We start from the raw sequence: 26,127 nt of genomic DNA, 5'->3' as shown, positions 1-26,127 counted from the left end.
TCTTCCGATATTTTCTATAGATGCAAAGAGTTTTTGTTCAGTCAGTACTGACTGTCTTTTGTTTAGTTTTTGTTTTGGGATGTTCGGATGCGAAGCCGACCGTTTCATTTTTGCGTCCAATGGATAACTTCGAATTCAAGCCTAGCAAGGATGTCGTGACATCAACGCTGACGACGATTCCTCTGCATGCCGAGTGTTCCCGATTTATAACATCTGTAGATCTATCATTTGATGGGGGTACCACTTGGACCTCGTCCGATGCATATGATCCTGGTTATGTGATTTGTTCTAAAGACGGCACCTACGAAATCACCCTTTCAAATTCTAAAGCTCCATTGAATTCAATGACAATTAATAACGGTGATTCCTTCATCGTGAAGTTTCGTGCTTGGTCTCGCGCGGGTATATATGTCTATCGCGAAGTGACGGTTCGCTACGTGCCGCCGGCGCAAATCAAGCAAGGCATCCTTGCTGGAGCAGGTGTACAAACTGGGACGGGTCTTGTTCTGCGAGGTCGCATTCTTGCCCATCAACAGCAAACTGCAAGCGGCGGAGGCTTTAAAGTTTCAGGAAGGGTTGCTGAATGAAGTTAGCCCTTTTCACCTCCGCACTCCTGATGCTTTTGATGAATGCAGCTCATGCCGTATCGCCAGGCTCGCTACTGACCTATGAAGGTGTACTGACGGATTCAAGCGGGACACCGATCACCACAGCTCAAACAGTCACGTTCAAAGTATTGTACGGGACCTGTGTGATGTATTCAGAAACACAATCGATCTCTCCGGGCTCTGCTGGAGAATTCTCAGTGATCGTGGGCACCGGGACTCGCACTGATGCCACCAACAACACAGCAGATCGCATATTTGCTTCTGGTGGCAGCGTGAACTGCGATGGGACGACGGCTGTGACTATGTCGGGTTTTTCGACACGCGCTTTGCGCATTTCAGTGGGCGGCGTGGACCTCACCCCTGATGTGACAATTGGGAATATCCCCGTCTCTATCAATTCGCAAAAATTAGCGGATAAGGGTGCCTCTGAATTCTTGCAAGTCAGTGGCACCAATACGACACAAACAAATTTAAATAACTTAATGGCGGCTTATCTTGGCGGAACTCTAACAGCCACGACCGCGACGAACTTTACTGGATCGTTATCTGGTGACGTTAGCGGCACTCAATCGACAACTTCAGTTGATAAAATCAAAGGCGTGAGTGTTGATACGACGGGTTTGGCAGATGGTAAAATCCTTAAGTACAATGCGACGACAACGAAATGGACCGTCGCCGATGATTCGACGGGCTCCGGCGGCATTTCAAGCTTAAACGGCCTTACGGGTACCACACAAACATTCGCGACAGGTAATGCTGGTACTGATTTCAATATTGCTTCAACAGGCACGACTCACACTTTCAATATTCCGACGGCGTCTGCAACAAACAGAGGTCTGCTGTCTGCAGCTGACTTTACAGCGTTCAACGGTAAGATTGGAAGTTTGGGAGTTACTGCTCCAGTCACCAATACCGGCACAGCGGCGGCGCCCGTCATTGCCATTGGTACAGCAAGCACAACCGCACAAGGTGTCGTGCAAATCGGTTCTGGTATCGCCGTGACATCAGGAACTATTTCGGCAGACCCATCAAACTTCCCCTCCCTGGTTCCTATTACAAAGGGCGGAACGGGAGCATCCACAGCGAGTGCTGCATTCACGGCGCTGTCTCCGATGACAGCAAAGGGTGATTTGATTTCTTATTCGGGTTCTGCCCCTTCTGTTTTAGCAACGGGAACTACTGGACAGGTCCTCACAGCGGATAGCTCGCAGACGACGGGTCTTAAGTGGACAACGCCTCTGGCGACGGATCTTAGCACTGTCACTGGAACAGGCATCGTACAGAGAACCGGTTCAGGAACTTACGCCACTTTGGGAACCACGGCTCCCCTGAACGTGACCGGATCAAGTTTAGGTTTAAGTTACGGGGCAGGCTTGACGGTTTCCTCCAACAGCTTGGTCGTTGATACTGGAACCACCGCCAATAAAATTGTCGCTCTGGATGTTCTTGGAAAGCTGCCAGCGGTGGATGGTTCTCAACTAACCAATGTGGTTGCTTCAAGCTTGTCTTCAACAGTGTCGATCTCACAGGGTGGTACGGGTGCCACAACTAAGGCGACGGCGTTTAACAACCTCTCCCCGATTACGGCGAAGGGTGATTTAGTAACATCAGATGGTACGAACAACATTCGTTTGCCTGCGGGTACGACAGGACAATTGCTTTACGCCGATTCGGGGCAAAGTTCAGGTCTGACATGGGCCACACCAAACTACTTTACAAGTGCCGGAAATTCTTTTGGTGCTGATGCGACTGTTGGTTTGTCAGATGCTTATAGTCTGTATTTTAAAACGAATAGCAGTACACGCATGCACATCAATCAGTCTGGTTATGTCGGCATCGGCTCCACAGCTGTTTCGAACGTGCCTTTGGCATTAACTTCTGCCCTGGCTTCAGGGACTTCTTTCCACATCGTAAACTCGAACTCGGCACGCAGCTATTCTTTGAATACTGGAAGTTTAAGTTCTAGTTACGGTGCGAGTGCTTTTGTTATTAATGATGAAACTGCTGCTAAAACCAGAATGATTATCGATTCCGCCGGGGCCGTGGGTATCGGCGGGACCACGACGAATCTGGCTTCAGCATCTGGTCCGGGTGTTTTGACAGTCAGCGGTCAAGGCTCATCAATCACGGACACTGGAATCTTGGAGCTGAATAATAATATTTCGACCGTAGCCACAGGTACTTACGGTGGTAAAGTCACGTTCAACGCTGCCAACAATGCAGGTGCAAAAACACTCGCAAGTATTCAAGTTCTGACTGACGGCTCAGGGGGTGCCTCTGGGTACGGCGGTCGTATCATGTTCACAACAAAAGGCGACAACTCAGCCTCTCAGGCGATTAACTTTGTTATGAACTCGACCGGTAATGTCGGTATCGGAGTTGCGATACCGAATTATCGATTGGATATCGCCGGTGATACAAACATCACCTCTGGAAATGTTTATAGAATCGCTGGGACACAAATTTGTTCGTCTGCGGGATGTACTTCGACTTCGGACCGTCGCCTGAAAGAAAATATTCAACCTTTACAAGACTCTTTGAACAGCATCTTAAAGCTTGAGGGTGTGACGTATAACTACATCGATAAGACTCGCTTCACCAACCAACAACAAGTGGGCGTGATTGCTCAAGACGTTGAAAAAGTTTTCCCACAGGTCGTGATCACTGATGAAAAAACTGGATTTAAAGCTGTTGCCTACGATCACTTGGTCGCGCCACTTATCGAAGCTGTGAAATCGCTTTACCATAAGCTCACTGCGACTGAAGAAAAGCTTTCCGACCATGACCGTCGAATTGCTTCGATCGAGTTACAAAATAGTTTGAATCGCGCTGAGATGGAAAGATTAAAAAAAGAAAACGAAGAGCTGAAAAAACAAAACGAGAACTTACATAATGATCTCAATTTGATAAAGAAGCAGCTGGGACTGTAAAATAATATTGACCTTCGACTCCAAAACCTCCAATTGTTTGTCCCATTATAATAACAACAACTCGTAAATCTTTTTATTGCACCTAACCGTGGTAACATTAATTTATTCACGTAAGAGGTACGTAAAAATGAAAAAAACAGCTGCTTTGCTTGCTGTGTCTTTGATTGCATCTCAGGCACACGCCCTATCACTAGGCGACATTTTAAAATCCATTTTTAGCACCGCTTCCAAGCAGGAAAGCCGACAACCGGCAAGTTCAGGATCGAACTCAACAAGCGCTAATTCCGATCAACAATCGCTGGAAGAATTACGTAAGACCCTTGGTCTTCTTAAGAAAATCAGCTGCACATATCATGGAAGCAATTACGGTGTTGATCCCAACGCTGTCTATGAGTTTCCAGAAGCAGATCCAGATCAAACTGTCTGCGACCCCCTTTCAAGTACTCCTTCAGAATCACGCACATTGGGATTAGCTGCTAAGCTCTATGTGCGCAGTCCAGAGATGAAAACCGTAACTGGCGTGATGGATTACTATACTAAGGGTATCCGCATGGACCAAGACCTTTACTTTGCCTCGATCAACGTGCCGACTCGCATGTTTGATAAGGGTTTCACTAACGAAAGTGGTGCAACTCTGATCGATGGCAGCGGCAAAAAGTTAATTGAAAACTTCGCGGTGGAATACAACTCTATCCTGAAACTTGCTGAAGGCGATAAAGAAGGTGAATACGAATTGGGTATCATCTCCGACGACGGTGCCCGTGTGTTCTTTAAAGAAAATGATCAATGGAAAGAATTGATTAATAACGATGGCAATCATCCTTCCCGTTTTGGTTGCACCTTCAGAACTCTGACAATGAAAAAAGAGACTGAAGTACCTATCAAAGTTCTTTACTACCAAGGTCCTCGTTACCACATCTCGAATGTTTTAATGTGGAAGTATCACAAAGACCAAAAAGCCTTCCAGAAGTCCTATAAAGACAACTGGGTGTGCGGCAGAAGTGGTAATGACTTGTTCTATAGTCCAAAAACAGAAAAACCAACGGCCGTTACTAAATGGCTGGAATCCACGGGTTGGACTGTGATCGCGAATGCGAACTACAAAATGCCAGAGCAAAAAACCAACCCTTGCGTCGAGGAGAAACTGGTTATCACTGACGTGATCGCAACTTCAGTGGTGGCTCCGAAAGCAAATATCATCTGGAAAACCAACGTTCCAGCGACAAGCCAAATGAGAATTTCGAACTTCTTCACGGGTGAGGTTATTTATACAGAAGTGAACTCTGAGCTGGTAACGAACCACGAAGTTCAATTGGATGGCTTGGTGTCTGGTATCTACTACATCATCAATGCGATCTCTGTAGACGCTAAGGGCAATCAAGTGATCAGCTCCCCAGACTATATGATCACGCCGTAATCGGTCTAATAAGAGCTTTAAACCGCTACTTTAAGGGCAGGTTCATCACCTGCCCTTTTTTTTATTTATGCCATTGAACCCCGGTCGGGTCTTTAATAAAGAGCATACCGATCACAAAGGTCATAATCGCAATGGTCATGGGATACATCAAGCCCGCGAAGTGATTACCAGTGGCCGCAACCAATGCCGTTCCGATAAAGGGTACTAGGCCACCAAAGACGCCGTTTCCGATGTGATATGGAAGTGACATCGATGTGTAGCGAATCTGCGTGGGAAACAACTCCACCAGAAAGGCAGCGATGGGCCCATACACCATCGTCACGAAAATCACTTGAATCCAAATAAGGAAAACCAACATTGGCACATTCGAATTCAAAGGTGTGGCCATCGGATTTGCGGCATCCCATCCAGAATAGTACTCCATGGCTTTGTAAATCGGAATATAACAGACCGAGGCAATCAAACATCCGGCCATAATGATTTTCTTACGTCCAATTTTGTCTGACAAAGCACCAAAAACCACAAAGAACGGAGTTGCTAACAGCAAGGCCGTGGCAATGATTTTATTGGCTTGAACGAACTCGATTTTTAAAACTGTTTGCAGATAATAAAGAGCATAGAATTGCCCCGTGTACCAAACAACCCCCTGCCCTGCCGTCGCACCAAACAACGCCAAAATCACCAACCGACGATTCGCAGGATTCACGAAGCTATCTTTCAATGGAGATTTCGAAGCTTTTCCTTCGGCCTTCATTTGCGTAAACACCGGCGATTCATCCATCTTTCTGCGAATGAAATAGGAGGCGATCACCAAAACCACGGAAAGCAAGAATGGAATTCTCCATCCCCACTCCTTAAATGGATCTTCACCCAATCCTAAACGAGTCATCAGAATCACGCCCAGTGAGACAAACAGTCCCAGTGTTGCCGTGGTTTGGATGTAGCTCGTGTAATAACCGCGTTTGCCATCAGGACTGTGTTCTGCGACGTAAGTGGCAGCACCACCGTACTCCCCACCCAATGCCAAGCCTTGCATTAAACGCAAAAGCAATAACAAGATCGGAGCCAGTATTCCGACTTGTTCATAAGTTGGCAATAAACCGATCGCCGTCGTAGCAAGTCCCATGATCAGCAATGTAACCATGAAAGCATACTTTCGGCCCACAACATCACCGATACGACCAAAAACCAACGCACCAAAAGGGCGAACCACAAAGCCCGTTGCAAATGTAGCAAGAGTACTGAGCAATGCTGCGGTTTCATGTCCTTTAGGAAAAAAGTGCGCCGCGATGATAGTGGCAAGACTTCCGAAAATATAAAAGTCGTACCATTCAATCAAGGTTCCTGCGCTGGATGCCGCAATGACCTTCCAGATTTTGCTTTTCTCAACCGGGGCGTTCGCTGCTTTACCGAATGCAGGGTTCAAAGTCGAAGTGGCCATAAGTTCTCCTTAAGGCCACATCGTTAAGAATTTCACTGGAAGACTCAACTGAATTGAACTAAATTTCTGATGTTTAATTCTATTTGCGGACAGTGCTGTCCGCAAGATTTCTGACCACAGCTTGTTCTATCAGTGTTCGATTGATCGGCTTCGTAAGGTACTCTGCGAAACCCAATCCCAGACACTTCTCGCGCTCTTCCTTCAAGGCGTTTGCCGTCAAAGCGACGACTGGCATTCTAAAATTACGCTTCTTAAGTTCTAATGTCGTCGAAATGCCATCCATACGAGGCATTTGCAAATCCATGAAAATGATATCGGGTTTGAAAACTGGAACTTTTTCTAAACACTCAAGACCATCCGCTGCACTCTCAACAATATAATTCTGCTTTCGCAAAGTGATGGAAAGCAGACGACGGTTGTCGGCATTGTCATCAACAACCATAATACGTACCGAATCTGGTGCAGAGAGTATAACATCTTGTTCTTCCTTCACGGAAAAATCGAAATCTTCTACGATCGGAAGTGTTAAGGTAAAAGTCGATCCTTTGCCGAGTTCACTCTCCGTAAGATCTAGATCCCCGCCCAAGGCCTGCGCTAAATTCCGCGAGAGCACTAAGCCCAGACCCGTTCCCCCGAAGGAACGCGTGATAGAAGGATCGGCCTGCTGAAAAGGTTGAAACAAAGTACTTTGTTGATCTTCAGAGATTCCAATCCCTTGATCCTCAACTGAAATAGCCATGTGAGATCCGCCGCGAGGTCTGGCAAATATTTTGACTTTACCGCGATTGGTGAACTTCACTGCATTACCAATTAAATTGTACAAAATCTGTCTTAAACGAACGTTGTCACTGATGATATTCGCCGGAAGATTCGGGTGAAACTCGACAGTCAGCTCAACCCCTTTTATTTTAGCAGGCGACTGGAATGTAGAAATAAGTTCTTGCTTCAAGGAAGCTAAGTTGACGGATTCCTTCTCGAGCTCAAGTTTGCTTGCCTCGATTTTGGCAAGATCCAAGATATCGTTGATCAAGTTCATCAACAATTGACCATTTCTTTGAATGGCTTCCTTAGCGGTCTCGCGATCTTCACCACTGATGTTATCTTCTACGATCATATCGGTGAACCCAAGGATCGCGCCCAGTGGAGTGCGAATCTCATGACTCATATTCGCCAAAAAAGTGCTTTTCGCAGCGTTGGCGCGCTCCGCCTGATCCTTAGCGAATTTCAGTTCTTTCTCACGCAGTTGTAATTGCGACGTTCTTTCTAAGACACGAAGCTCAAGTTCAGCGTTTAGTTTTTTCAGGGCTTCTTCGGCATTTTTGCGATCCGTGATATCGCGTGTGACTTTTAAAAATCCCGTCAGGTTTTTATCTTTATCAAATAAGGCGGTGATCACCACATTTGCCCAAAACAAACTGCCATCTTTTCTTAATCGTTGCCCCTCTTCTTCAAAACGCCCCGTGGCTTCGGCGACTTCCAGTTCATGCGAAGGATGCCCCCGATCGATATCCTCTTGACGATAGAACGTTGAAAAGTGTTTACCTAAGATTTCATCCGCTTTGTAGCCTTTGATACGCTCCGCCCCAGCATTCCAGGTGCTCACATAACCGAAGCGATCTAATGCAAAAATCGCATAGTCCTGTACGCTTTGAACGAGAACCTCAAAGCTCTCGTTCTGCAGGGCCTGCGCTTGCTCTTTATTAAGTGCTTTATTAACTACATCCATTTTGTCCTCTAACAACCTTAAGGGAACAGCATTACAAGTATCAAATCAAGAGATGGCCACGCACCTTTCTCAATTGAAATTAATGCAGGGCTTAATATCAGGAACTTCGGTCTGGAAAAGGGCTGGTTTAGAGAGGAAATATTGTTTCTCACTTTTTGGTTGAGGCGCACCCACCCAGGTATTTGCACTAGGAAATCTGTTTAAAATTTGTGCGAAATGAAGATTCTTTGTGATGAGATGTCGATAAGTTTTGCTGGAGTATTTCAGCCATTTCCAGACTTAAGACCATATATCTTAAAGAAAACGAATTGCATTGAGTCATTTTAGCCTCTTTCGTTCGGGAAAATGTCGTATTTTGCAAATGACTTCAATGTCTCAAAGTAAGAATGCGATCAGAATTACTATCAGAATTTTAGACGGTGTTCCCTTCGTCAACACTTGGAACGAATTTACGCGGAATACAGGTGGCCCCGCCCTTGCAATATATAAGGGCGTGGGGGAAATCACATGAGAAATCATAAGTATGGAGTCATCTCGATTATAGCATCCGGCATCCTTCTTAGCGCTTGCGCTCCTGACGTCGCTTTCCAGACGGTTCATCAGGATCTAGCTTCTTCAGCTGGTGGCGGTGTGACTTATAAAAGCGTAGCACAAAGCTTTGAAGTTAAAGCGAATACAGACGTCGACATCTTGTTTGTCGTCGACAACTCGGGCTCTATGGATGCCGAGCAAAAAAACATTGCTGCAAAAATCAATGGCTTTATGGACATCATCAAAGATGCAAACTGGCATGTGGCTTTGACGACAACAGATCCAAAGGTCAACACAGTTGCTCCAGATAAATCAAGCCGTGCTTGGGGTGACGGACAATTCCGCCCTTTCGATTCCGACTCTGGCAGCCTTTATGTTTTAAAAGCGGGTCAACACTCTTTGGCTGATGCACAAAAAATGTTGGCTTCGGCTGTTCAGGTCGGTTTGCTGGGTGATGGTTCTGAGCGTTCTATTAATGCTTCTTACCGCGCTATCGAACGCACTTCCAATACACCAGCCAACCAAGATTTCTTCCGCGAGAAATCAAAACTGATCGTTATTGCGATCTCTGACGAAGACGAATGTTCGGATGGTAAATGCAGTACAGCACCCGAAAAAAGTGTTCCTGAGAACTTGGTTAAACTCGTTCACGATCGCTTTGGTACAGACAAAGTTTTCATGTTCAATTCTATCGTGAAGGCACCAAGCGATACAGGTTGTACAACAGCGACAGCGGCTCCGATATACGAAGCTATTTCTAAGCTGACCGGTGGTCTCATCGGTTCTGTCTGCGCAACTGATTACACAGCGACTTTAACTAAAATGGGTTATAAAACCGTTGAGCTTTTAAAATCCATCAACCTGAACTGCAAACCTGCTGATGCCAATGGCGACGGAGACCTTGATTTCTCGTTGCTTGATAGCAAAGGAAACAAAGTGGCTGCTGGTTATTCTATTAGCGGTACGACGGTGACTTTCGCTTCGAACTTGGCAGAGGGTTCTTACTCGGCGGCTTATAGCTGCGTGCAAGAATAACACAGGCCCTTCTAATGCCATTCCGAAAAAGGACTCTCCCGAGTCCTTTTTTTTATTTCATATGAAAGCGATACTTAAGAAAGCACTTCTACGGCGTCGTTCAAAGACAGAAGTCCTTCATTTTCGGGAATCCACAGAGTCCCAAAATTGACTTTGTTTCCATCAAGGCGATACGTCGCAAGTGTTCGTAAAGGATCGGCTCCATGAGATTGGCCGGTCTGTTGATCAATGTTGATAATATGACAACGAGCACTCAGTTTAGGTTGAGAGAAAATAACCTCGCCAATTTTGATGCGTTTCCATTGATCGTCTTCAAAAGGCTTCTCGCCTTGAATCACGATATTGGGACGGAAACGATTCATTGGAACTGGAAATAAAAGTTTCGAGTTCAAATCCTCAAGACTTTTGGTATTTGTTAACAAGATGGGCCTGCCGTCAGCAAAGCGAACTTCGGGTTTCCATTCTTTCTGGGTCGAAAGCACGCGGCGCTGTGAAAACGGAGCATAGCGCACCAAGCGCACATTCACACCCAAGTATTGAGACAAGGCTTGCGAATAAAGATCAGGCTCCAAGGACGCCGTAAGGGAATCGTTCCAAACTTGAACCTTCACCTCTCGGCTAAAGGAACTCTTACGCCCGATTTTAAAAAACATTTTTTCAAAGGCAAGAGTCAAGGAAGCCGGTTCAAAAACTGCGTTGACCGTCGATAGCTTTGGCAACGTTCTTTGCGAAATGAATTTACCAGCTTCATCAATAAGCATCCACTCGCGATCGCCCTCGGGACCTTCGTGAGTGATTTTCATTTGAGGAAGGCTTTGGGCCCTCCCCGATTTCAACGGATATATATTAAGCTCAGAAACTTGCATCAGAAACTATTGAACAGTTTTTGGATCAGCGGGAGCTGCAACCGGAGCACCTGTTTCAGGTTTTACCATTTGCGGTTGTGGCTTTTCGATTTTAACTAGTTTCTTTTTTTCGATCTTCAAAGCGACTTCATGGGATTCACACACTGTCTTAGCATCGTCACAAACATAAAAGCTGATTGTGAACGGTTTATCGCCGGCTTTCGTCGCATCGAACTGAATTAGTTTTTCAGTTTTTTTAACAGGATCAATCGCCCCCATTTCGCCATCGATATAAAGACCAGATGGAGATGGAACGCTGAAATGAAAACCTTTATCCAATGTCGTGTTGATTTTTTTACCCGACAACTTGATATGGTCTTTCCCATCCGACAAACGAGCGGCGAAAGAAAGTGAAGGAACTAGAACGGCTGCGATGATCAAAGCTTTTGAAATTCTCATGACTTTATTAGACGGCGCCAATGCTGGTTCCGTCAACCTCTCCGCAGCGCATCCCAAGTAAGTCTATGTCTTACGACCCTCTTTGAAACCATAGAACGAAATAAAGACGTAACAAACCAGAGGCAGGACGAAGGCATGTTGAAGATTCACATGATCCGCCACCACACCTTGGATCAGGGGAATGATCGCTCCACCGACAATCGCCATGATTAACAAACTTGAAGCTTTTTCTGTCGCGGCTCCCAAACCACGTACTCCCAAACTAAAAATCGTCGGAAACATGATGGAATTAAACAATCCCACTGCAAGCAACATCCAAGCGGCCATCGGTCCGGACGTGGAAACTGCGATTGCCACAAGCAAAGTCGTCACCAGGGCACAAGCTCCCAACATCTTTGCTGGATTTAATTTTCTCATAAGGAAAGAGCCCACAAACCGACCTACCAAAGCTCCGCCCCAATAAAATGGCACGTAACCCGCTGCCGTACTTTCGGAAATGCCCATGATATCGGATTGAGCCATGAAATTAATCAGAAAGCTTCCGATAGAAACTTCAGCACCCACGTACAAGAACATTGCAATCACACCCAATGATAAGTTCGAGTGTTTGAAGGCATCTGCAAACGTAGCAGTGGATTTGACGTCAGTATTCTTTTCCTCTTTCAGGTTGGGCAAACGCAGCAAATACATTCCCACCGCAAGCAAAAGTAAAATGACACCAAGGACAGTGTAAGGTCCTTGAACCGCTTGGGCCTGTTGAGTTTTGTAAGCCAATTGTTCAGCCACTCCAAGACCCGCTATTTGATCCGCCGTAAGCACGGTCGCAGAAAGAATAAACAGCCCGCCTATCTTAGGCGCGACCGTCGTTCCCAGGGAGTTCAAAGCCTGTGCTAAATTCAAACGGCTGGATGCTGTTTCCTCAGGGCCCAACAAAGTCACATAGGCATTCGCTGCGACTTGCAACACCGTGATACCCGAAGCCAACACAAACAGAGCACATAAAAATAAACCATATGATTCCACCTTGGCCGCCGGGATAAACATAAAGGCACCGATGGCAGACACCAAGAGCCCCGCACTGATGCTATTTTTGTAGCCAAGTTTTGAGACCAGTGTTCCAGCTGGAAGCGACATGATGAAATACGCCCCAAAAAAGGTGAATTGGATTAAGGCGCTCTGCGCATAACTCAGCGAGAAAACAGCCTTCAAATGTGGAATTAAGATGTCATTTAGACACGTTAGAACCCCCCACATAAAAAAAATGGTGGAAACGGTAATTAATGCCTTCTTACGTTGTGCTTCGCTTGGATAATTCATACAATGATCGTAGCAACGGCGGAGGGCATACACAAGACCTTAGTCTTTGCGACTTCAGGTCCGTTTTTCACTCTGTGGAAGCCATCCCACCGTTGTTTAGCATAGCATAATCTTTTACGGGTTGATGAAACCAGAGGAGATAAAGGTGCGGACAATCTTGATGGTCTTACTCCTTACATTCACGGCTGATGTGAGCATTGCTGCTCGCCCGGCGAAGCCCAAATTGATCGCGGCCGATCAAGAATGGGTTCGCTCGAAAATGCACCGTATTGGCTTTTCCAAAGCGTTTACGGAAGAATCCGTTGAACACTATGAACCAAAAAGTTTCGACAAAGTCGTTACTCTGAATTTACTGGGTTTTCTGACACCATCTGGAGCCCATTTGACCGAGCTTGATCCCAAAGCTGTTCAGAAAGCAGCAAACTTTATCAAAGAAAATCCTGAAGCCTTCCAAGCTGCTGAAAAACAATTTGGAGTTCCTGCAGAAGTCGTCTCTTCCCTTTTGTGGATTGAGACACGTCATGGCGCCGACATGGGAACGTTCCATATCGTGAGTGTCTATCTGCACTTGTTACAAGCAAAACGCCCCGAAAATTTAAATAAACTGACTCGCTTGGCTCTTTTGAAAAATAAAGAAGTTAAAAAATACGAAACTCCTGCAGAACTTCGCGAGTTGATGAAAAAACGTGTCGTTGCAAAATCAAAATGGGCGGAAGAACAACTGATCGCTTTGGCAGAGATCAGAAAGAAAAAGCATTTAGACCTTAAAAAATTGCGTGGTTCTTACGCGGGTGCTTTCGGTCTGCCCCAGTTCATTCCGTCGAGTTATCGCGATTATGCTGAGTCTTTGGTGCCCGACGCCACTCCAAATATTACGCAACCCAACGATGCCATCATGAGCGTTGCAAACTATCTGCAAAAAAATGGCTGGCAAACCGCGAACTTGGAAGCCCAAGTGGCAGCGCTGATGAAATATAACAACAGCCGTGATTATGCGAACGGCATTTTGAATATCGCACAAAAAGTGCCAGCCATGATTCCGGTTCCAATCGAAAACAAAACCGCCACGATTGATAAATCGGAGTAGTCAGTCTAGTTTTTGATTTTTCACGCATTGACCTTGAAAGTCCTCAAAACTTGGGAATCTTTCTATATCATCTGTCTATGGAGAAGCGCAAAACGCCCCAAGATATCACAGATGGTTTTGGCCCGATGCACCATCGAATTTTTCGAGTAACGCTGCCTACTAGTTTTCGTAAGGCCAAGTTAGCTTTGCGTGAATTGAAAAAAGATTTAAATGTTTTCTGTCCCACGCTGATCGCCTCCTTCGAAAAATTGAGCGGCGAAAAGGATGACCTTTGCGTGAATGACGAATTTCAAGTCCACATCACAGGCCCCTGGAATGGACCTGTGCGTGTCACCGATGTCACGGACGTTTCTTTTTCTTTGGTGACTTTAAAAGGCCACTTGGAAGCGGGCGAGATATTCTTTAAGTTGCTTCAAGACAGCAGTGGCGCCACCATTTTTCAGATTGAATCCATTGCGCGCAGTCGGGATTTTTTAGTCGACTTGATGTATGATAAAATTCCAATCGGCAAAGTCGCACAGTCCGCGATGTGGGTCATCTTTTGTAAGCGCTTTGCAAAAGCGGCCACGGGATTGCCCGAAGATGAATTCATGATAGACATCGAAACCGAGCGATTCGACGAGGACCGAGGCCTATGGCAAAGAATCTGAGTTGGACTGATTACAAAGATCAGATCAAAAACATTTCCTCGTTAGACTACAACTATGATGTCACCACCTATCATACCAAAAAAGATAAAAGAGGCTGGAAGATCGACCGCTATCACGCCGTCGTCGGAAAAGAAGCGCCGGGTGCCCCTGTCAGCGAGGGCCCCTATGAAAGAGTCAGGCTGGCAGTAGAGCTCTATCATTTTCCAAATCCCCGACTGATTCGAGCTGTTTTTGATCCCCATGATGAACTTTTAGGTCGCAACATGTATATGATTGCCCATTTTATGGGAATGACTTTTAACTTCGGGGTCCGGGTCACTCGAGTGATTGATGAAATAAAAACCATCAATAATACCCAAATGAAAATGTGGGGCTATTCCTACCGCACTCTCAAAGGTCATTTCGAAGTCGGTGAAATCACCTTTGTGGTCTCAAAAAATCTGAATACCGGCATCATAGATTTTTCGATCAATGCCTATTCAACCCCCGACAAAATCGACAATCTATTTTATCAAACAGGATTTCGAGTTTTTGGACGCCCCCTCCAAAAGCATTTCGCATATTCATCTATTCGAAGGCTGAAGCGAATTGCCTCACAAGCCAATTCACCAAACATTTAACATGAATTGTGATTTGTCCGTGTTTTTTCGCACACGGTTTGTAAAGACCCTGGATTGTCTTAGTCTATAGTTGGAGGTAATTATGATTATTTACGAAGCGTTAAAGAATGATCATGACAAGGTCAAAGCACTTTTAAATCAGTTGGTAAATTTAAGCGAAGATGACGACCAGACTCGCAGTGAATTAGTTACCATGATTCGTGATGAGCTCGTCCCCCATTCGCGCGCTGAAGAGGCCGTATTCTATAATACTTTGAGAGAATTCAAGCCCACATCAGACATCGCCATGCATGGCTATAAAGAGCACATGGAGGCAGAATCTTTGCTTCGCATCCTTCAGCTGAAAGACATTGCCAGTCTTGACTGGAAAGACACCGCTCTAAAACTTAAAGAGGCCCTTGAGCACCACGTCGAAGAAGAGGAAGGGCTTATGTTCGAAGTCGCAAAGAAAAACTTCACCGAAGAAGAAGCCCTTATGATGGGCGAAGCCTTTGAAAGAATGAAGCCCGAAATTAAAGATGAGACGATTATAGCTACAACGTGGGAGATGGTGGCAAACCTCATGCCCAACCGATTCACCAACGCCTTCAGGAAATCCAACACTCCCAAACACCTGTAAACCAAAAAACAAAACCCCAGCCTTGTGAGCTGGGGTTTTCAATTTTAAGATTCTAAAATCTAATTACAAGCCCAGAACGTAGGAGAAGATCAGTGGTGCTACGATAGTAGCATCCGACTCAACGATGTACGAAGGAGTCGTTGGAGCTAGTTTACCCCAAGTGATTTTCTCGTTCGGGATCGCGCCAGAGTATGAACCATATGACGTTGTAGAGTCAGAGATCTGTGCGAAATAGCTCCACAACGGGATGTCTTCGTGACCCAAGTCTTGTTCCAACATTGGAACCACGCAAATTGGGAAGTCACCAGCGATACCACCACCGATTTGGAAGAAGCCCACTGGGGCTTTTTTAGAAGCAGACATGTACCACTCTGCCCACGTCTTCATGTATTCGATACCGCCTTTAACAGTCGTCGATTTCTTGATGTCACCTTTGATGATGTGACCAGTGAAGATGTTACCCAAAGTAGAGTCTTCCCAACCTGGAACAACCATTGGAAGGTTTTTTTCAGCAGCAGCCAACAACCAAGAATTTTTAGGATCGATTTGGTAGTACTGTTCTAGTTTCCCAGAAAGAAGGATTTTGTACATGAATTCGTGAGGGAAGTAAGACTCACCTTTTTGGTCAGCTTCCTGCCAGTATTCCAATACAACGTTTTCGATACGACGGATTGCTTCCTCTTCAGGGATGCAAGTGTCAGTAACGCGGTTCAAGTGACGTTCCAAAAGTTTTTGTTCGTCAGCCGGAGTCAAGTCACGGTAGTTAGGAATACGCTCGTAGTGATTGTGAGCGACTAAGTTGAACACGTCTTCTTCAAGGTTCGCACCTGTGCAAGAAATCGCATGTACTTTACCTTGGCGGATCATTTCAGCCAAAGAAAGACCCAACTCAGCTGTAGACATTGCACCAGCAAGTGTCACAAGCATTTGGCCTTTATTATCGATGTGTTTTTTATAACCAACAGCTGCGTCTTTAAGTGCCGCGGCGTTGAAATGACGATAGTGATGTTCGATAAATTGAGAAATCGGTCCCATTACATGCTCCTGTTATGCGAAGAGGCGCAAAAGTAGCATGTTTAAGCAAAAACTCAAGCAGAGAATGGCTTTTGTGCAAGAACGGCCTTACTGAAAAAACCTGTGTCTTTTCGAAGGTCTGAAAAGCCGCAATCCCGCAACAAATCCTCCATGGGATGGAGAAGGTAGTTTTTGTAAAATGGTTCGTGAAAGTCCTTTGGGAATTGCTCGAGAGCCCAATTCAGGTCTTCCGTTTCGCCCTTTTGCAGGGAGTCGACAAATCCATAAAAACCGCCCGGTTTTAAAACGCGCAGGCCTTCCAAAACGGCACCATCCCGAACATCTGCTGGGAGCTCGTGAAAAAGAAAGCAAGAATAGACGAAATCAAAGTGATTGTCCTTAAATGGTAACTCTTCAGCGGCACCCTGGACAAAATCAAGGCCCCGAAACTGTGCCAGACTTTTGCGTGCTTGTTTTAAATAAGGCTCGCTCAGATCTAGAACGGTGATTTGAGCTTTTGGGAAAGCCAGTTTCATAAACCGAGTCAGGCGCCCCGTACCTGCTGCCACTTCCAAAAACCTTAAGCCTTCTCCCTCATTTAAGAAAACATCTTTGGCCAGAGGGATGATCAGTCTTCTCATCGCATCTGCGGCGCCTGCGAACAGGATTTCCACCTGATGTTCGTAGAGCTCAGCGGATTTTTCAGTCAGATAGCCGCCACTTTGATAATGGAAATTACGTTGATAGTACTCCGGCAGATCAGCCAAGTATTCTCGAGCTTCCTGATTGAATTCCTTAGATTCCCGGCCCCGACGGCGACGAGAAATGTGCACTCCATCAGCCACAATCTGGGGAAAACGAAGTGCATGCTTTGCAAAGCTTTCGGGATACAGGACTTCGAGGGGATAAAGTCCCTTATCGATGTTGTCAGTGTCTTTTTTAAGAAGGTTATAAAGTTCGGTGTACGACTTTTTGATATTTTTAAGCTCTAGCGCAGGGCGACCTTGCATGGATCTAGTCACCAATGCTTCCAGCAAAGGCAAAGTAAACTGTTGCGCAGTAAAGTGCGCGGAGCGGGCTAAAGAATAGCCCAGGCTTAATTTATTTTTGAGTCGCTGCTGCTTCTTTGCCATTGGTCATCTTCTTTTGTTTCGCCCAATGTCTTAATGTTAAACCGACCATCACGAAACCCGCAATGATCACCATTCCAACCATGGTAAACCACATCGCTACGATCATTACTGAACTCCCTCTGTTGTTTCAGCTTCTGTCCCTGCCGGGCCTTCAGCACTGCGCGCGACCTGGGCACGTACTTCATTCACAATGTGTGAAGCCATCACCAGACCGAAGGTCCCTGTGATATAACTTGCAGAACCATAAATCATATTGCGGTTGTCGCAACCGTGGAAATCATTCGTTTTGGGACACACGCATTTAAAGCCCATGCCCTTATCATACGTAAGCTCTTCGGGCATCATCACGGGTTCGTCGGAGAACACGCAAGGAATGCCGAATTTCTTTTCTGGAAAATCGTATTTTTGACGAAGAATTTTACGCAACTGGTGCGCCAAAGGACAGGTGTGTGTCTCTGCCAAATCTTTCTTTTGGATACGAAGTGGATCCATTTTCGCAGCAGAACCTGCAGAAGTGATCACGTGAATATTTTCCTTCACGCAAGTCGCAAGAAGGTGTGCTTTTGCCGTCAAATTATCGATAGCGTCGATTAAGTAATCCGGTTTGATCGCCAGCATGCGTTCGGAATTTTCAGCGTTATAAAATTCAGGGATCACAGTCACTTTAGCTTGAGGATTGATTTTGCGCAGACGCTCACCCATGACTTCGGCTTTTTTCTTACCGACCATGCCTTGAACGGCGTGCAACTGACGATTGGTGTTTGTGATACAAACTTCGTCGAAATCAACCACCGTGATGTGACCAACACCCGAACGCGCCAAAGATTCAGCCGCCCACGAACCCACGCCACCGATACCGACAACCATGACGTGTGTGTTCATCAACTTTTTCATCGTGGCATCGCCCACCAGGCGACCCATACGATCAAAACGGCGATGCAGAACGTATTCCGTTTCTGGCGGTTGTTGAGGTTGAGAAGGGTTTTTATTTTCTGTGATCGTTGTATCCATGGAGCCTCAATGCATACTGTCCTGAGGGTCGACCAAATGCTGATCTGTCGAGCCAAAAAGACGATGAAAGTTCCCCGTAGTGATATCTAATATTTCCAAAGGATCAAGGGATTTTAGCTTCCCTATAGTCTTTGCTACCTCCCAAATGGATTCAGGTGGATTTAGCTGATCTTTATAGGCCGGTGGTGCCTGATCAGGGCTGTCACTTTCGATTAAAAGGTACTCCAGCGGAATCTCCCTCACCGCTTGGTGAAGCTTTTGGTTGTCTTCGCGTGCCACGGGCCCGCCGACAGATAAATACAAACCTCGGCTGAGGAAATCCTCGGCCTTCTTCACACTGCCATTAAACGAATGAATCATCCCTTTTTGTGGGGGGAGGCCAAAGAGGTCCATGATCATCAAGCTTTCGTGGTGGGCTTGAACGATGTGTAAAACGAGCGGTCGATTGCCAATGTGGCTTAATTCCAATTGCTCTTCGAAGGCCGTAATCTGACGGTCACGAGAGTCCTTCATAATATGGGGACGGAAATCCAAGCCGACTTCGCCCAAGCCCATTGCTTCGGGCAATTGCTGAGCCAGTAAATTCAAAGCCTCTTCCAGTTCGTCATCGGAATGGTCCGCCACCCAGTAAGGATGCACACCATAGCAAAGGCCAATGTGATAAGGATAACGCGCTTTCAAAAGTCGCTGGCGTTCCCAGTCCTCAGGACCCACTCCACCTTGCATAAAGAAATGGATGCCCTTACCACGAGCCGCTTCGATGATCTCAGACTGCTTGCCATTCCAGCGTGGGTCCGCCAAGTGCCCGTGAGCATCGATCCATCTTCCAAAAGCCGTCATAGCCCCCCCAAAGTGCTGCGCCGAGTGAAGGAAAAGGTACCAGGTAACTTTTCCTCGACTTAAGGTTTGCATAATTTCAGGACTCTAACAAGTCTCATTCCGGGCCGATAAATGAGATTGCGAAGGAGTGTGTATGAAGCACAAGGGTCTACGTTTAGGATTTGATGTCTCTATGGCGAAGGGCGCGACAATGAAGCCCCAGAAGGTTCAATTTTGGAGTGATGAAAACTCTTTTCAAAAATTCAAACCCCATGCGCCATTCAAATACATGAGTGATGCCCTGGTGGGTTTGTCACTTGTCAAACTGAACTCTTATATCAAGTCGCCTTTGGCAACAAAGAACATGAACTATCCATTCGCGATGGAAGCTTGGAAAACGTTGGATCCCCACGTCGAGATTTACGAGCGTTCTCAACAACGTGTTCGTTCTCTTCAATCCCTCATTGCGGTGACTGATCCTAAAATCTGCACTCTTTTTGAAGAGCATTTTAACGAAACATTCGAAATGGCGATCACTCCGTCTGGTATTGATCTGACAGCATTAGGACCTTTGCTTGAAACTTTCTCTTGGTTTGAAAACAAGACCGAGTCTCCTTTGCTTTACAACTTTGGATTGAATTTTTCTAAGCCCTTCATGGATAAACTTCATACATTGTATTCGTTCCTCTATAACCTTCGCAGTTTGGTCGCGATCGATCACAATGCTCACGTTCAAGACGCCTCTCACGAAGCCGTTAAAGTAGACGCTGTAACTGATTACCTACCGCGTGTTGAATACGTGGTGAACGATGCTTTGCTTTACTGGAACTTCAAACGTTTCTCGGAACCTTTCACTGGCCGGGGCACACCAGATTCACGCGTTGAAAAGTTGTTCGCGTCGCCAATGGAAAAAGCATTCCAAAAATACTCGCACAATGCTTGCCATTTGGTTCATAACTTGCCGAAATCGTTCATCACAAGTTTAAATCCGGTGGAGCTTGAAGAAGCTTTCTATTTGGTTCAAATCGATTGGTTGTTAGGGTCCCCTGCTGGTTTGTTATTTAAAATCCGCGAAGAAATTTTCGCCCTTCAAAACGGTTATGAAAAAATCTTTTGGAAAGACATCGAGCCTAAGAGCCACAACAAACCAGTCGCTTTGCACTTGTCGTGCGAAGTTTCTGAAGAGTTGGTTCACGGGGTAAAAGCGGCATAGGCCGCTTGCGAAAATCGCTAAAAAAGATCCAATAAAAAAAGCCTGGTGATGAGCCAGGCTTTTTGCTTTTTATGTAGCTGCGTTTTTCTTTTGCAGCATTTTTTCGCGGATCTTTTTGAAGAGGAAGTAAATTAACAACAACCCAATCACTCCGAAAACCACCAGTTTAAACTGGCGAAGCTTCATCAGGATCGGCTCCCCGTAATGAGCCAAAAGGTAAATCTGGGTCGGAACGCTGATCGCTGCCGCTAAACCGTCGATCAGCAAGAATTTCCAAACTGGGAAGTGCAGCATCCCGCACGCCAAGTGGCCTGGGAAACGAATACCTGGAGTGAAACGGAAGATACCGCATGCATAGGCACCGTATTTATGAGTCCACTCTTCCACACGCTTCATCAAGTGCGGCGGGAACATCTTATGAACGCGAGGGTGATACAAAAGCTTCCGACCAAACACCCTGCCCACACCATAAATGAGGAAATCACTTAAGAAGACGGCAAAGAATGCAATAATGGCAGCGGTATGAACGTTGACCACGGGAGCACCCGGATACGGCGGAGGAAAATGATCTGGGTGAGCACCCATGAACGCCAGAATCCCAACGCTAATAAGAGTCACTTCTTCCGGCAACGGCAAGCCAACTGCTGACAACAACATCATACCGATCAACGCGAAGTAAACCGTGTATGGCTGGTAAGCAAACTGCGACATCCACTGAAATATCGGCTCGTTAGCAAATTCCAAAAGCAATTCTCCTAGGTAACCTACTATGCAGTTATCTCCCGCACTTGAACACCCACGTCACGCTGTGCTATGGTCACTTTCCGTCATAAGGAATAGTATGCAGAGCGAAAGAGGATTTGAATACGGAGTAAAACACATCATCAGCCCGATATCCGGGTCGGTGCGTGATGTTTTATTAAGCATTCTACAAGTCTCTTCGGAAGAAGTGGACTATTTGTTACACCTGGGTGCCATCTATCTAAACCATAGTCGCATTCTCGAAAACGTTTTGGTTTCATCTGGAGACTATTTACGAGTCCATACAAAACCCCGCAGATTCCCAAAAGGTAATGTCGACTTCACAAAGCGTATTATTTTTCAGAATGAGCACTTCGTGGTCGTGAACAAAGTCTCTGGAATGCCCGTTCATGGAAGTGTTGATAACATCCGCGAAAATTTGCAATCTTACATGGAAGAAGCTCTTCAAGAAAAATTGTATGTCACTCATCGTCTGGATGTTCCGACGAATGGTTTAATTATTTATGCAAAAACGGTGGACTTCCAAACAGCGTTCAATAAATTACTGATCGCTCGGGAGATCAAAAAAATCTATCGCGCCTTGATTGAAGGCCCCGCGCCCACGGCGAAAACTCTGAAACATTATATGGAGCCCTCCCCACGTGCGCCGAAAGTCGTCAGTCACGAACCCCGGGACAAATGGCAAGAATGCGTGCTTGAGATTTTGGAAGTGATTCCCCATCAAGAACATATGGAATTAAAGATTCATTTGCACACAGGCAGAACGCATCAAATTCGCGCTCAACTTGGGTTCGAAAAATCCCCGATCATCGGCGATCATACCTATGGTGCAAAAAAAAGATGGGATGACGAGCGAATTGAACTGACCGCCTGCGAATTAGAGTTCTTAAATCCCCTCACCGGCGATCATCATCATTTCAAAATTTAGGCTCCTTTAATCACCACACGAAGATTTTCGACCACTCCATTTAAATGTATAGCCTCACCTGCCAGTTCCTGCGACGATGCCGCGGCTTGCTCAGAGGCTGCTGCATTTCCTTGAGTGACGGCGTCTAACTGATTCATCGCTTTGCCAATCTGGATGATGCCATTGGACTGTTCTGTTGTTGCTGTTGAGATTTCAGAATTTAAGTCTGCAACTTTCTTAACAGAGCCCACTATTTCAGACAACGAAGCCACACTTTGGCCCGCTTCAGAATATCCGGACTGAATTCTTTGAACGCTGGAACTGATTAATGAATTGATATCTTTGGCGGCCTCACTGCTTCGAGCAGCCAAGGTACGAACCGCCTCTGCAACAACGGCAAAGCCCTTGCCTTGCTCTCCGGCTCGTGCTGCTTCGACAGCCGCATTAAGGGCCAAAAGGTTCGTTTGAAAGGCGATATCATCGACGACTTTCGTGATTTCTTGGATTTTTTTAGAATCCAGGTCAATGACTTTCATTGTTTCTAGCAAGGCCTGGATTTTGTTTTCGCCCTGCTGCGCGCTTCGTAAAGTATTTTCCGACAACAAAGTCGCTTGAGTCGCGTTATCGGCATTTACTTTCACCATCGCCGTCAGCTCCTCGATAGTTGCTACTGTTTCTTCGAGGGAGGAGGCTTGTTCCGTGGAGCTTTGGGAAAGACTGTCCGATGAGCTTGCTATTTGCGAAGCTGTATCTTGAACCTTGGCGGCGTTATTGCTTAGAAGCGATAAAATATTATTGATAGCTTTCGAAAGATTGCGCAACGTCGTAAACGCCAGGACTCCGCCCAAGAAAATCACAATCAAGCTTGTTGTGACCATAATTTCCAGGGCAGATTGAATAGCCTGTATTGTCGATTTTTTCTCGAACTCAAGCTGTTCGTGATTGAATGAAACGATCTCATCCAAAGCTTTATCACCGGCAAGTCGTGAATCACGCCCCACTGTAGAAATCAACCGAAGAGCTTCCTCAGTCCCTTTTTCCGTTGCCATCACAGCTTGAACTTTCTTATCGTTCTCTAGCCAAAGGTTGTACGCTTTGGAAAACTCGTCGAGGCTTTTACGCTCACGGGGATCCATAATATTCATGTGGTGTTTAATTAATGCCTGAATACTTTCATCAAGCTTTGCGATTTGAGCCGCGTTGTTGGCCCGCTTCTCAGGATTAAAATAGAAAAGGACGTAATTTCTTTCATAGATCATCTGGCTATGAAAAGAGTCCTTCAAGTTCATCGTCTCAACCACGTTCTTAAATTGCACATCGGTGATTAAGGTGACCACCTTGCCAATTTCTTTGATGTTCACCAGACCGATGACTGAAACTGCTAGAATACCTGCGCTTAGCAGAACGAAAATAGCTGTCATCTTTTGACTTAGACTTAATTTACCCATACACGCTCCTGACGGACACGTTTCGGGTGGCGGAATTCAGAACTTAAGTTAAGAGGGATCTTCGGACAATATCAAATGGATTCTCAAGGTATTCCAACCAGCTTTGCTAGAAACAACCTCCCATGGTCTCGCAAAGCGAATAAAAAAAGGCCACTCTTTCGGAGGGGCCTTTTTGCAAAAAACTGCTGTAACGGTAGATCGCTAGTCGCGACTACAAGACATAGATGTTCGTCATCAAAGAATACTGCGTATTGAATGGTTGCCAGATTTTTGTATCTTCACCTTTATAAGAGCCCAGCATCGAATCGTTGCCGATACCTAAAGAGAATGACAATCCACGAACGGGTTTAATCCACATGTTTAAGCCCAAGCGAAGAGCAGTCGTGTGATCCCCTTCTAAACCTTCCGTTGCAGAAGAGTGGTACCAATTTTCAACGAATCCCGTTTTCGTGGAAAACGCGAACATCTGATTAATTTCCCACTGAACTTGCAAGTAGTGCTCTAGACCGAATTGCTTATTCGTTTGACGTGGGTCTGTCACATACATCCCGTCATCGAAAGTTGGGATCGATGAATTCAAACTTGCCGTTTGGCTTTGCCAGTAAATATCTGGTTTCGCAACGTACGCCAAAGACCAACGACGAGAGAGTCTATAGTCCGCGTAACCTTCAAGACGAATCTTTGTGATCAAACCTTGTTCTTGAGAGACTTTGCTGGATGGAAGGTACACTTTCACTTTACCTGAAAGATCGATATCGCCAAAATAACCCAAGTCGTAGTTTTGATACACGAAGTGGATGTCTTGCATGGCAAAGTTAGAAGTTTGTTGTTCGCCGTATTCGTCTTGTCCTGCAGTGTTGTACAAGAATGGCAAACGCAAAGAAGCTCTTTCCTCGCCGCTTACTTTATAATTTAAAGAGAAATAGTCGTAAGTATCTAAAGAGCGTGTGCTTGTTTCTGTTTTGCCTGGTTTCATATTCGCTTGGGAAGCGATGGAGAAGAAAGTCAAAGACCAGTCGTTAGCGCGACCACCCACTGAAGTTGCGGAAACAAAGTCGTCACCGTCGAGTACCGCTGCAAAAGCAGAAGAAACGAACAAACTTGCGATCAAAAAACCGGTCGCTTTTCTTAACATTTTTCACTCCTAATTACGGATGCTTACGACAAAGTCCTGGAAGTTATGCCATAGCGCCTTGCATTAAACAATAGTCAAAAATTAGACAGTCTTTTGACTTGAGCAGACGCGCAAGAACCTCTACTGTGAATGCCTATGAAAAAGCATTCCTTCTTAAAGAACCTGATTTTGCCTCTGGTATTGGCCTCCCTTACGGGCTGTGCTGTTTCCTTCTCGAAAAAACAATGGGACCTTCCGCCCAAGGCAGACAACGAAATCAGCGTGATGTCCTTCAACGTCGAAAACTTGTTCGACACTGTAAAGACTCCAGGGCACAACGACGAAACATACATGCCGCTTTATATGAAGAAAAGCGATGCATCCCTGCGCACTGCATGTGTCAAAAATAACGAAGGTTCTTACCGCCAAAACGAGTGTCTTTCCACGGACTGGTCTCCAGAGGCGTTGGAGAAAAAGCTAACGAATCTTTCTAAGGTCATCTTGGGAGTTGATAACAACGGTCCTGACAACTTGATGATCATGGAAATCGAAAGTGACGTGGTTCTTAAACAATTGAACGACCACTTGGCCCCTGCAAAATACACAACTCAAGTGATTATCGATGGACCTGACAAACGCGGTATCAACGTGGCATTCTTATCGCGCTTTCCATTGGTGGGTAAACCCGTGTTACATCCAATCCCTTGGAAACCAGAAAATGAAAAAGACCGTGAATGGATGGAGCGCTCGCGCCGTATCCTTGAAGTGACTGTAAAGGCACCTAATGGCGATCCTATTACCTTCCTGGTGGGCCACTTCCCTTCTCAAGCAAACCCAACTTACTGGCGTCAACAAATCGCACAATTTGCTGTGGACTTGATCAAAGCAAAAGGTCCCAATGCGATGGTGGTTTTCGGTGGAGACTTGAATATCTCGGCTGAAGAGGAGGAGAAGGCTCATATCTTCCGTGACATCCTATCTAAAGGTGGCGCTGTTTCTCATTTTGTAGGTTGCAAAGACTGTCCTGGGACTCACAACTATCGTGGTTCTTGGTCCTTCCTTGATGCCCAAGTTTACAGCCCAGCACTTCAAGCCGATGGAGCTGGCAGCTATCAAATGCTTCCGCAGACAATCGATGTGATTCGCTACAATCCGGTTCACCTTAAAAAAGGTAAGTATCCAAAACGCTGGGATTACGATGCGCAGGATGGCGTGGCGGATCACTTCCCGCTCTATGTGCGTTTGAAACAAAGAAGCGAAGCTAAGACTCCGGTGAAAGATGAAGCTCCGGCGACGGCTAAAAAAACTACGAAGAAAGTCCCTGCGAAGTCTAAAAAGAAATAGTCGCTCTTAAAATCATCGAGCGTACAAATAAAAAAGCCGCGTTTTAAACCACGGCTTTTTTATTACCCTGGTCAGTT

The 26,127-nt window shown here is 45.8% G+C and carries 24 protein-coding genes; 11 read left to right on the top strand and 13 right to left on the bottom strand.

Annotated elements, in window-relative coordinates:
• Positions 1-20: 20 nt before the first annotated feature.
• The 3 genes from B9G69_RS11705 to B9G69_RS11695 all read left to right on the top strand — a co-directional run bounded on the left by B9G69_RS11705 (position 21) and on the right by B9G69_RS11695 (position 4,955).
• Positions 21-587 carry a hypothetical protein gene (locus B9G69_RS11705; RefSeq protein ID WP_088613956.1) on the top strand — a complete coding sequence of 189 codons (567 nt, stop codon included), beginning with the start codon at positions 21-23 and terminating at the stop codon, positions 585-587.
• Positions 584-3,538 (top strand): tail fiber domain-containing protein, encoded by a 2,955-nt coding sequence (locus B9G69_RS11700; RefSeq protein WP_088613957.1) that lies wholly within the window; start codon positions 584-586, stop codon positions 3,536-3,538. The genes B9G69_RS11705 and B9G69_RS11700 overlap by 4 nt, the downstream gene beginning before the upstream one ends.
• Before the next feature lie 127 nt (positions 3,539-3,665).
• Positions 3,666-4,955 (top strand): PA14 domain-containing protein, encoded by a 1,290-nt coding sequence (locus B9G69_RS11695; RefSeq protein WP_088613958.1) that lies wholly within the window; start codon positions 3,666-3,668, stop codon positions 4,953-4,955.
• Positions 4,956-5,016: 61 nt separating this feature from the next.
• On the opposite strand, the gene B9G69_RS11690 is transcribed toward B9G69_RS11695, so the two are convergent.
• Together B9G69_RS11690 and B9G69_RS11685 are read right to left on the bottom strand one after the other, a co-directional pair.
• Positions 5,017-6,396, bottom strand: a complete 1,380-nt coding sequence (locus B9G69_RS11690) for an MFS transporter (RefSeq protein ID WP_265437759.1) — start codon at positions 6,394-6,396, stop codon at positions 5,017-5,019.
• 79 nt (positions 6,397-6,475) lie between these two features.
• On the bottom strand, positions 6,476-8,122 hold the full coding sequence (locus B9G69_RS11685; RefSeq protein WP_088614890.1) for a PAS domain-containing hybrid sensor histidine kinase/response regulator: 1,647 nt from the start codon (positions 8,120-8,122) through the stop codon (positions 6,476-6,478).
• Between the two features lie 507 nt (positions 8,123-8,629).
• On the opposite strand from B9G69_RS11685, the gene B9G69_RS11680 reads away from it, so the two are divergent.
• Positions 8,630-9,688 carry a hypothetical protein gene (locus B9G69_RS11680; protein WP_088614891.1) on the top strand — a complete coding sequence of 353 codons (1,059 nt, stop codon included), beginning with the start codon at positions 8,630-8,632 and terminating at the stop codon, positions 9,686-9,688.
• Positions 9,689-9,762: 74 nt separating this feature from the next.
• Here the strand turns inward: B9G69_RS11680 and B9G69_RS11675 are convergent, their stop codons facing one another.
• The 3 genes from B9G69_RS11675 to fucP all read right to left on the bottom strand — a co-directional run bounded on the left by B9G69_RS11675 (position 9,763) and on the right by fucP (position 12,309).
• Entirely contained in the window at positions 9,763-10,491 is a 729-nt protein-coding gene (locus tag B9G69_RS11675) for an MOSC domain-containing protein (protein ID WP_265437758.1), read from the bottom strand.
• A 69-nt stretch (positions 10,492-10,560) separates the two neighbouring features.
• Positions 10,561-10,992, bottom strand: a complete 432-nt coding sequence (locus B9G69_RS11670; RefSeq protein WP_141096891.1) for a hypothetical protein — start codon at positions 10,990-10,992, stop codon at positions 10,561-10,563.
• Positions 10,993-11,055: 63 nt separating this feature from the next.
• Positions 11,056-12,309, bottom strand: a complete 1,254-nt coding sequence (fucP, locus tag B9G69_RS11665) for an L-fucose:H+ symporter permease (protein WP_088614894.1) — start codon at positions 12,307-12,309, stop codon at positions 11,056-11,058.
• Positions 12,310-12,454: 145 nt separating this feature from the next.
• Here fucP and B9G69_RS11660 point away from each other — a divergent pair, with 145 nt between their 5' ends.
• The 4 genes from B9G69_RS11660 to B9G69_RS11645 all read left to right on the top strand — a co-directional run bounded on the left by B9G69_RS11660 (position 12,455) and on the right by B9G69_RS11645 (position 15,285).
• The gene (locus B9G69_RS11660) at positions 12,455-13,396 is read left to right on the top strand and encodes a lytic murein transglycosylase (RefSeq protein ID WP_176400927.1); all 942 of its coding nucleotides are present in this window, start codon (positions 12,455-12,457) and stop codon (positions 13,394-13,396) included.
• Between the two features lie 77 nt (positions 13,397-13,473).
• The gene (locus B9G69_RS11655; protein ID WP_088614896.1) at positions 13,474-14,046 is read left to right on the top strand and encodes a DUF1990 family protein; all 573 of its coding nucleotides are present in this window, start codon (positions 13,474-13,476) and stop codon (positions 14,044-14,046) included.
• Positions 14,031-14,666, top strand: coding sequence for a DUF1990 family protein (locus tag B9G69_RS11650; protein WP_088614897.1), 636 nt, complete (start codon positions 14,031-14,033; stop codon positions 14,664-14,666). Before B9G69_RS11655 ends, B9G69_RS11650 begins: the two co-directional genes overlap by 16 nt.
• An 82-nt stretch (positions 14,667-14,748) precedes the next feature.
• Positions 14,749-15,285, top strand: coding sequence for a hemerythrin domain-containing protein (locus B9G69_RS11645; protein ID WP_088614898.1), 537 nt, complete (start codon positions 14,749-14,751; stop codon positions 15,283-15,285).
• Between the two features lie 63 nt (positions 15,286-15,348).
• Here B9G69_RS11645 and B9G69_RS11640 read toward each other — a convergent pair whose 3' ends face one another.
• Genes B9G69_RS11640 through B9G69_RS11620 form a run of 5 tightly spaced genes read right to left on the bottom strand, consistent with a single transcriptional unit; the run spans position 15,349 to position 19,283 of the window.
• Positions 15,349-16,320: a deoxyhypusine synthase family protein gene (locus B9G69_RS11640; protein WP_088614899.1), complete on the bottom strand. Its 972-nt coding sequence runs from the start codon at positions 16,318-16,320 to the stop codon at positions 15,349-15,351.
• A 53-nt stretch (positions 16,321-16,373) separates the two neighbouring features.
• Positions 16,374-17,432 (bottom strand): class I SAM-dependent methyltransferase, encoded by a 1,059-nt coding sequence (locus B9G69_RS11635; RefSeq protein WP_265437757.1) that lies wholly within the window; start codon positions 17,430-17,432, stop codon positions 16,374-16,376.
• Entirely contained in the window at positions 17,401-17,538 is a 138-nt protein-coding gene (locus B9G69_RS11630; RefSeq protein WP_176400929.1) for a hypothetical protein, read from the bottom strand. Before B9G69_RS11630 ends, B9G69_RS11635 begins: the two co-directional genes overlap by 32 nt.
• On the bottom strand, positions 17,538-18,443 hold the full coding sequence (locus tag B9G69_RS11625; RefSeq protein WP_088614901.1) for a ThiF family adenylyltransferase: 906 nt from the start codon (positions 18,441-18,443) through the stop codon (positions 17,538-17,540). Before B9G69_RS11625 ends, B9G69_RS11630 begins: the two co-directional genes overlap by 1 nt.
• A gap of 6 nt (positions 18,444-18,449) precedes the next feature.
• Positions 18,450-19,283, bottom strand: a complete 834-nt coding sequence (locus B9G69_RS11620; protein ID WP_088614902.1) for a TatD family hydrolase — start codon at positions 19,281-19,283, stop codon at positions 18,450-18,452.
• A 133-nt stretch (positions 19,284-19,416) separates the two neighbouring features.
• Here B9G69_RS11620 and B9G69_RS11615 point away from each other — a divergent pair, with 133 nt between their 5' ends.
• The gene (locus B9G69_RS11615; RefSeq protein ID WP_088614903.1) at positions 19,417-20,475 is read left to right on the top strand and encodes a hypothetical protein; all 1,059 of its coding nucleotides are present in this window, start codon (positions 19,417-19,419) and stop codon (positions 20,473-20,475) included.
• Between the two features lie 69 nt (positions 20,476-20,544).
• Here B9G69_RS11615 and B9G69_RS11610 read toward each other — a convergent pair whose 3' ends face one another.
• Entirely contained in the window at positions 20,545-21,219 is a 675-nt protein-coding gene (locus B9G69_RS11610; protein WP_254916808.1) for a DedA family protein, read from the bottom strand.
• Positions 21,220-21,316: 97 nt separating this feature from the next.
• On the opposite strand from B9G69_RS11610, the gene B9G69_RS11605 reads away from it, so the two are divergent.
• On the top strand, positions 21,317-22,165 hold the full coding sequence (locus B9G69_RS11605; protein ID WP_088614904.1) for an RluA family pseudouridine synthase: 849 nt from the start codon (positions 21,317-21,319) through the stop codon (positions 22,163-22,165).
• Here the strand turns inward: B9G69_RS11605 and B9G69_RS11600 are convergent.
• Entirely contained in the window at positions 22,162-23,592 is a 1,431-nt protein-coding gene (locus B9G69_RS11600; RefSeq protein WP_088614905.1) for a methyl-accepting chemotaxis protein, read from the bottom strand. The two genes, B9G69_RS11605 and B9G69_RS11600, sit on opposite strands and share 4 nt — an antisense overlap.
• Before the next feature lie 211 nt (positions 23,593-23,803).
• Positions 23,804-24,727 carry a hypothetical protein gene (locus B9G69_RS11595; protein ID WP_088614906.1) on the bottom strand — a complete coding sequence of 308 codons (924 nt, stop codon included), beginning with the start codon at positions 24,725-24,727 and terminating at the stop codon, positions 23,804-23,806.
• 135 nt (positions 24,728-24,862) lie between these two features.
• On the opposite strand from B9G69_RS11595, the gene B9G69_RS11590 reads away from it, so the two are divergent.
• Positions 24,863-26,050 carry an endonuclease/exonuclease/phosphatase family protein gene (locus B9G69_RS11590; RefSeq protein ID WP_088617125.1) on the top strand — a complete coding sequence of 396 codons (1,188 nt, stop codon included), beginning with the start codon at positions 24,863-24,865 and terminating at the stop codon, positions 26,048-26,050.
• The last annotated feature ends 77 nt before the right edge of the window (positions 26,051-26,127 follow it).

This window comes from Bdellovibrio sp. SKB1291214, from assembly GCF_002209355.2.
In the GTDB taxonomy this organism is placed as follows: Bacteria; Bdellovibrionota; Bdellovibrionia; order Bdellovibrionales; family Bdellovibrionaceae; genus Bdellovibrio.
The sequence above is the reverse complement of the archived record's forward strand: the minus strand, read 5'-3'. Positions and strand labels throughout refer to the sequence as shown.

Excerpts from the sequence above, each read along its gene's own strand:
- B9G69_RS11705 (WP_088613956.1), top strand. The coding sequence starts at position 21 with ATGCAAAGAGTTTTTGTTCAGTCAGTACTGACTGTCTTTTGTTTAGTT.
- B9G69_RS11700 (WP_088613957.1), top strand. The coding sequence starts at position 584 with ATGAAGTTAGCCCTTTTCACCTCCGCACTCCTGATGCTTTTGATGAAT.
- B9G69_RS11695 (WP_088613958.1), top strand. The coding sequence starts at position 3,666 with ATGAAAAAAACAGCTGCTTTGCTTGCTGTGTCTTTGATTGCATCTCAG.
- B9G69_RS11690 (WP_265437759.1), bottom strand. The coding sequence starts at position 6,396 with ATGGCCACTTCGACTTTGAACCCTGCATTCGGTAAAGCAGCGAACGCC.
- B9G69_RS11685 (WP_088614890.1), bottom strand. The coding sequence starts at position 8,122 with ATGGATGTAGTTAATAAAGCACTTAATAAAGAGCAAGCGCAGGCCCTG.
- B9G69_RS11680 (WP_088614891.1), top strand. The coding sequence starts at position 8,630 with ATGAGAAATCATAAGTATGGAGTCATCTCGATTATAGCATCCGGCATC.
- B9G69_RS11675 (WP_265437758.1), bottom strand. The coding sequence starts at position 10,491 with ATGAAAATCACTCACGAAGGTCCCGAGGGCGATCGCGAGTGGATGCTT.
- B9G69_RS11670 (WP_141096891.1), bottom strand. The coding sequence starts at position 10,992 with ATGAGAATTTCAAAAGCTTTGATCATCGCAGCCGTTCTAGTTCCTTCA.
- fucP (WP_088614894.1), bottom strand. The coding sequence starts at position 12,309 with ATGAATTATCCAAGCGAAGCACAACGTAAGAAGGCATTAATTACCGTT.
- B9G69_RS11655 (WP_088614896.1), top strand. The coding sequence starts at position 13,474 with ATGGAGAAGCGCAAAACGCCCCAAGATATCACAGATGGTTTTGGCCCG.
- B9G69_RS11650 (WP_088614897.1), top strand. The coding sequence starts at position 14,031 with ATGGCAAAGAATCTGAGTTGGACTGATTACAAAGATCAGATCAAAAAC.
- B9G69_RS11645 (WP_088614898.1), top strand. The coding sequence starts at position 14,749 with ATGATTATTTACGAAGCGTTAAAGAATGATCATGACAAGGTCAAAGCA.
- B9G69_RS11640 (WP_088614899.1), bottom strand. The coding sequence starts at position 16,320 with ATGGGACCGATTTCTCAATTTATCGAACATCACTATCGTCATTTCAAC.
- B9G69_RS11635 (WP_265437757.1), bottom strand. The coding sequence starts at position 17,432 with ATGGCAAAGAAGCAGCAGCGACTCAAAAATAAATTAAGCCTGGGCTAT.
- B9G69_RS11630 (WP_176400929.1), bottom strand. The coding sequence starts at position 17,538 with ATGATCGTAGCGATGTGGTTTACCATGGTTGGAATGGTGATCATTGCG.
- B9G69_RS11625 (WP_088614901.1), bottom strand. The coding sequence starts at position 18,443 with ATGGATACAACGATCACAGAAAATAAAAACCCTTCTCAACCTCAACAA.
- B9G69_RS11620 (WP_088614902.1), bottom strand. The coding sequence starts at position 19,283 with ATGACGGCTTTTGGAAGATGGATCGATGCTCACGGGCACTTGGCGGAC.
- B9G69_RS11615 (WP_088614903.1), top strand. The coding sequence starts at position 19,417 with ATGAAGCACAAGGGTCTACGTTTAGGATTTGATGTCTCTATGGCGAAG.
- B9G69_RS11605 (WP_088614904.1), top strand. The coding sequence starts at position 21,317 with ATGCAGAGCGAAAGAGGATTTGAATACGGAGTAAAACACATCATCAGC.
- B9G69_RS11600 (WP_088614905.1), bottom strand. The coding sequence starts at position 23,592 with ATGGGTAAATTAAGTCTAAGTCAAAAGATGACAGCTATTTTCGTTCTG.
- B9G69_RS11595 (WP_088614906.1), bottom strand. The coding sequence starts at position 24,727 with ATGTTAAGAAAAGCGACCGGTTTTTTGATCGCAAGTTTGTTCGTTTCT.
- B9G69_RS11590 (WP_088617125.1), top strand. The coding sequence starts at position 24,863 with ATGAAAAAGCATTCCTTCTTAAAGAACCTGATTTTGCCTCTGGTATTG.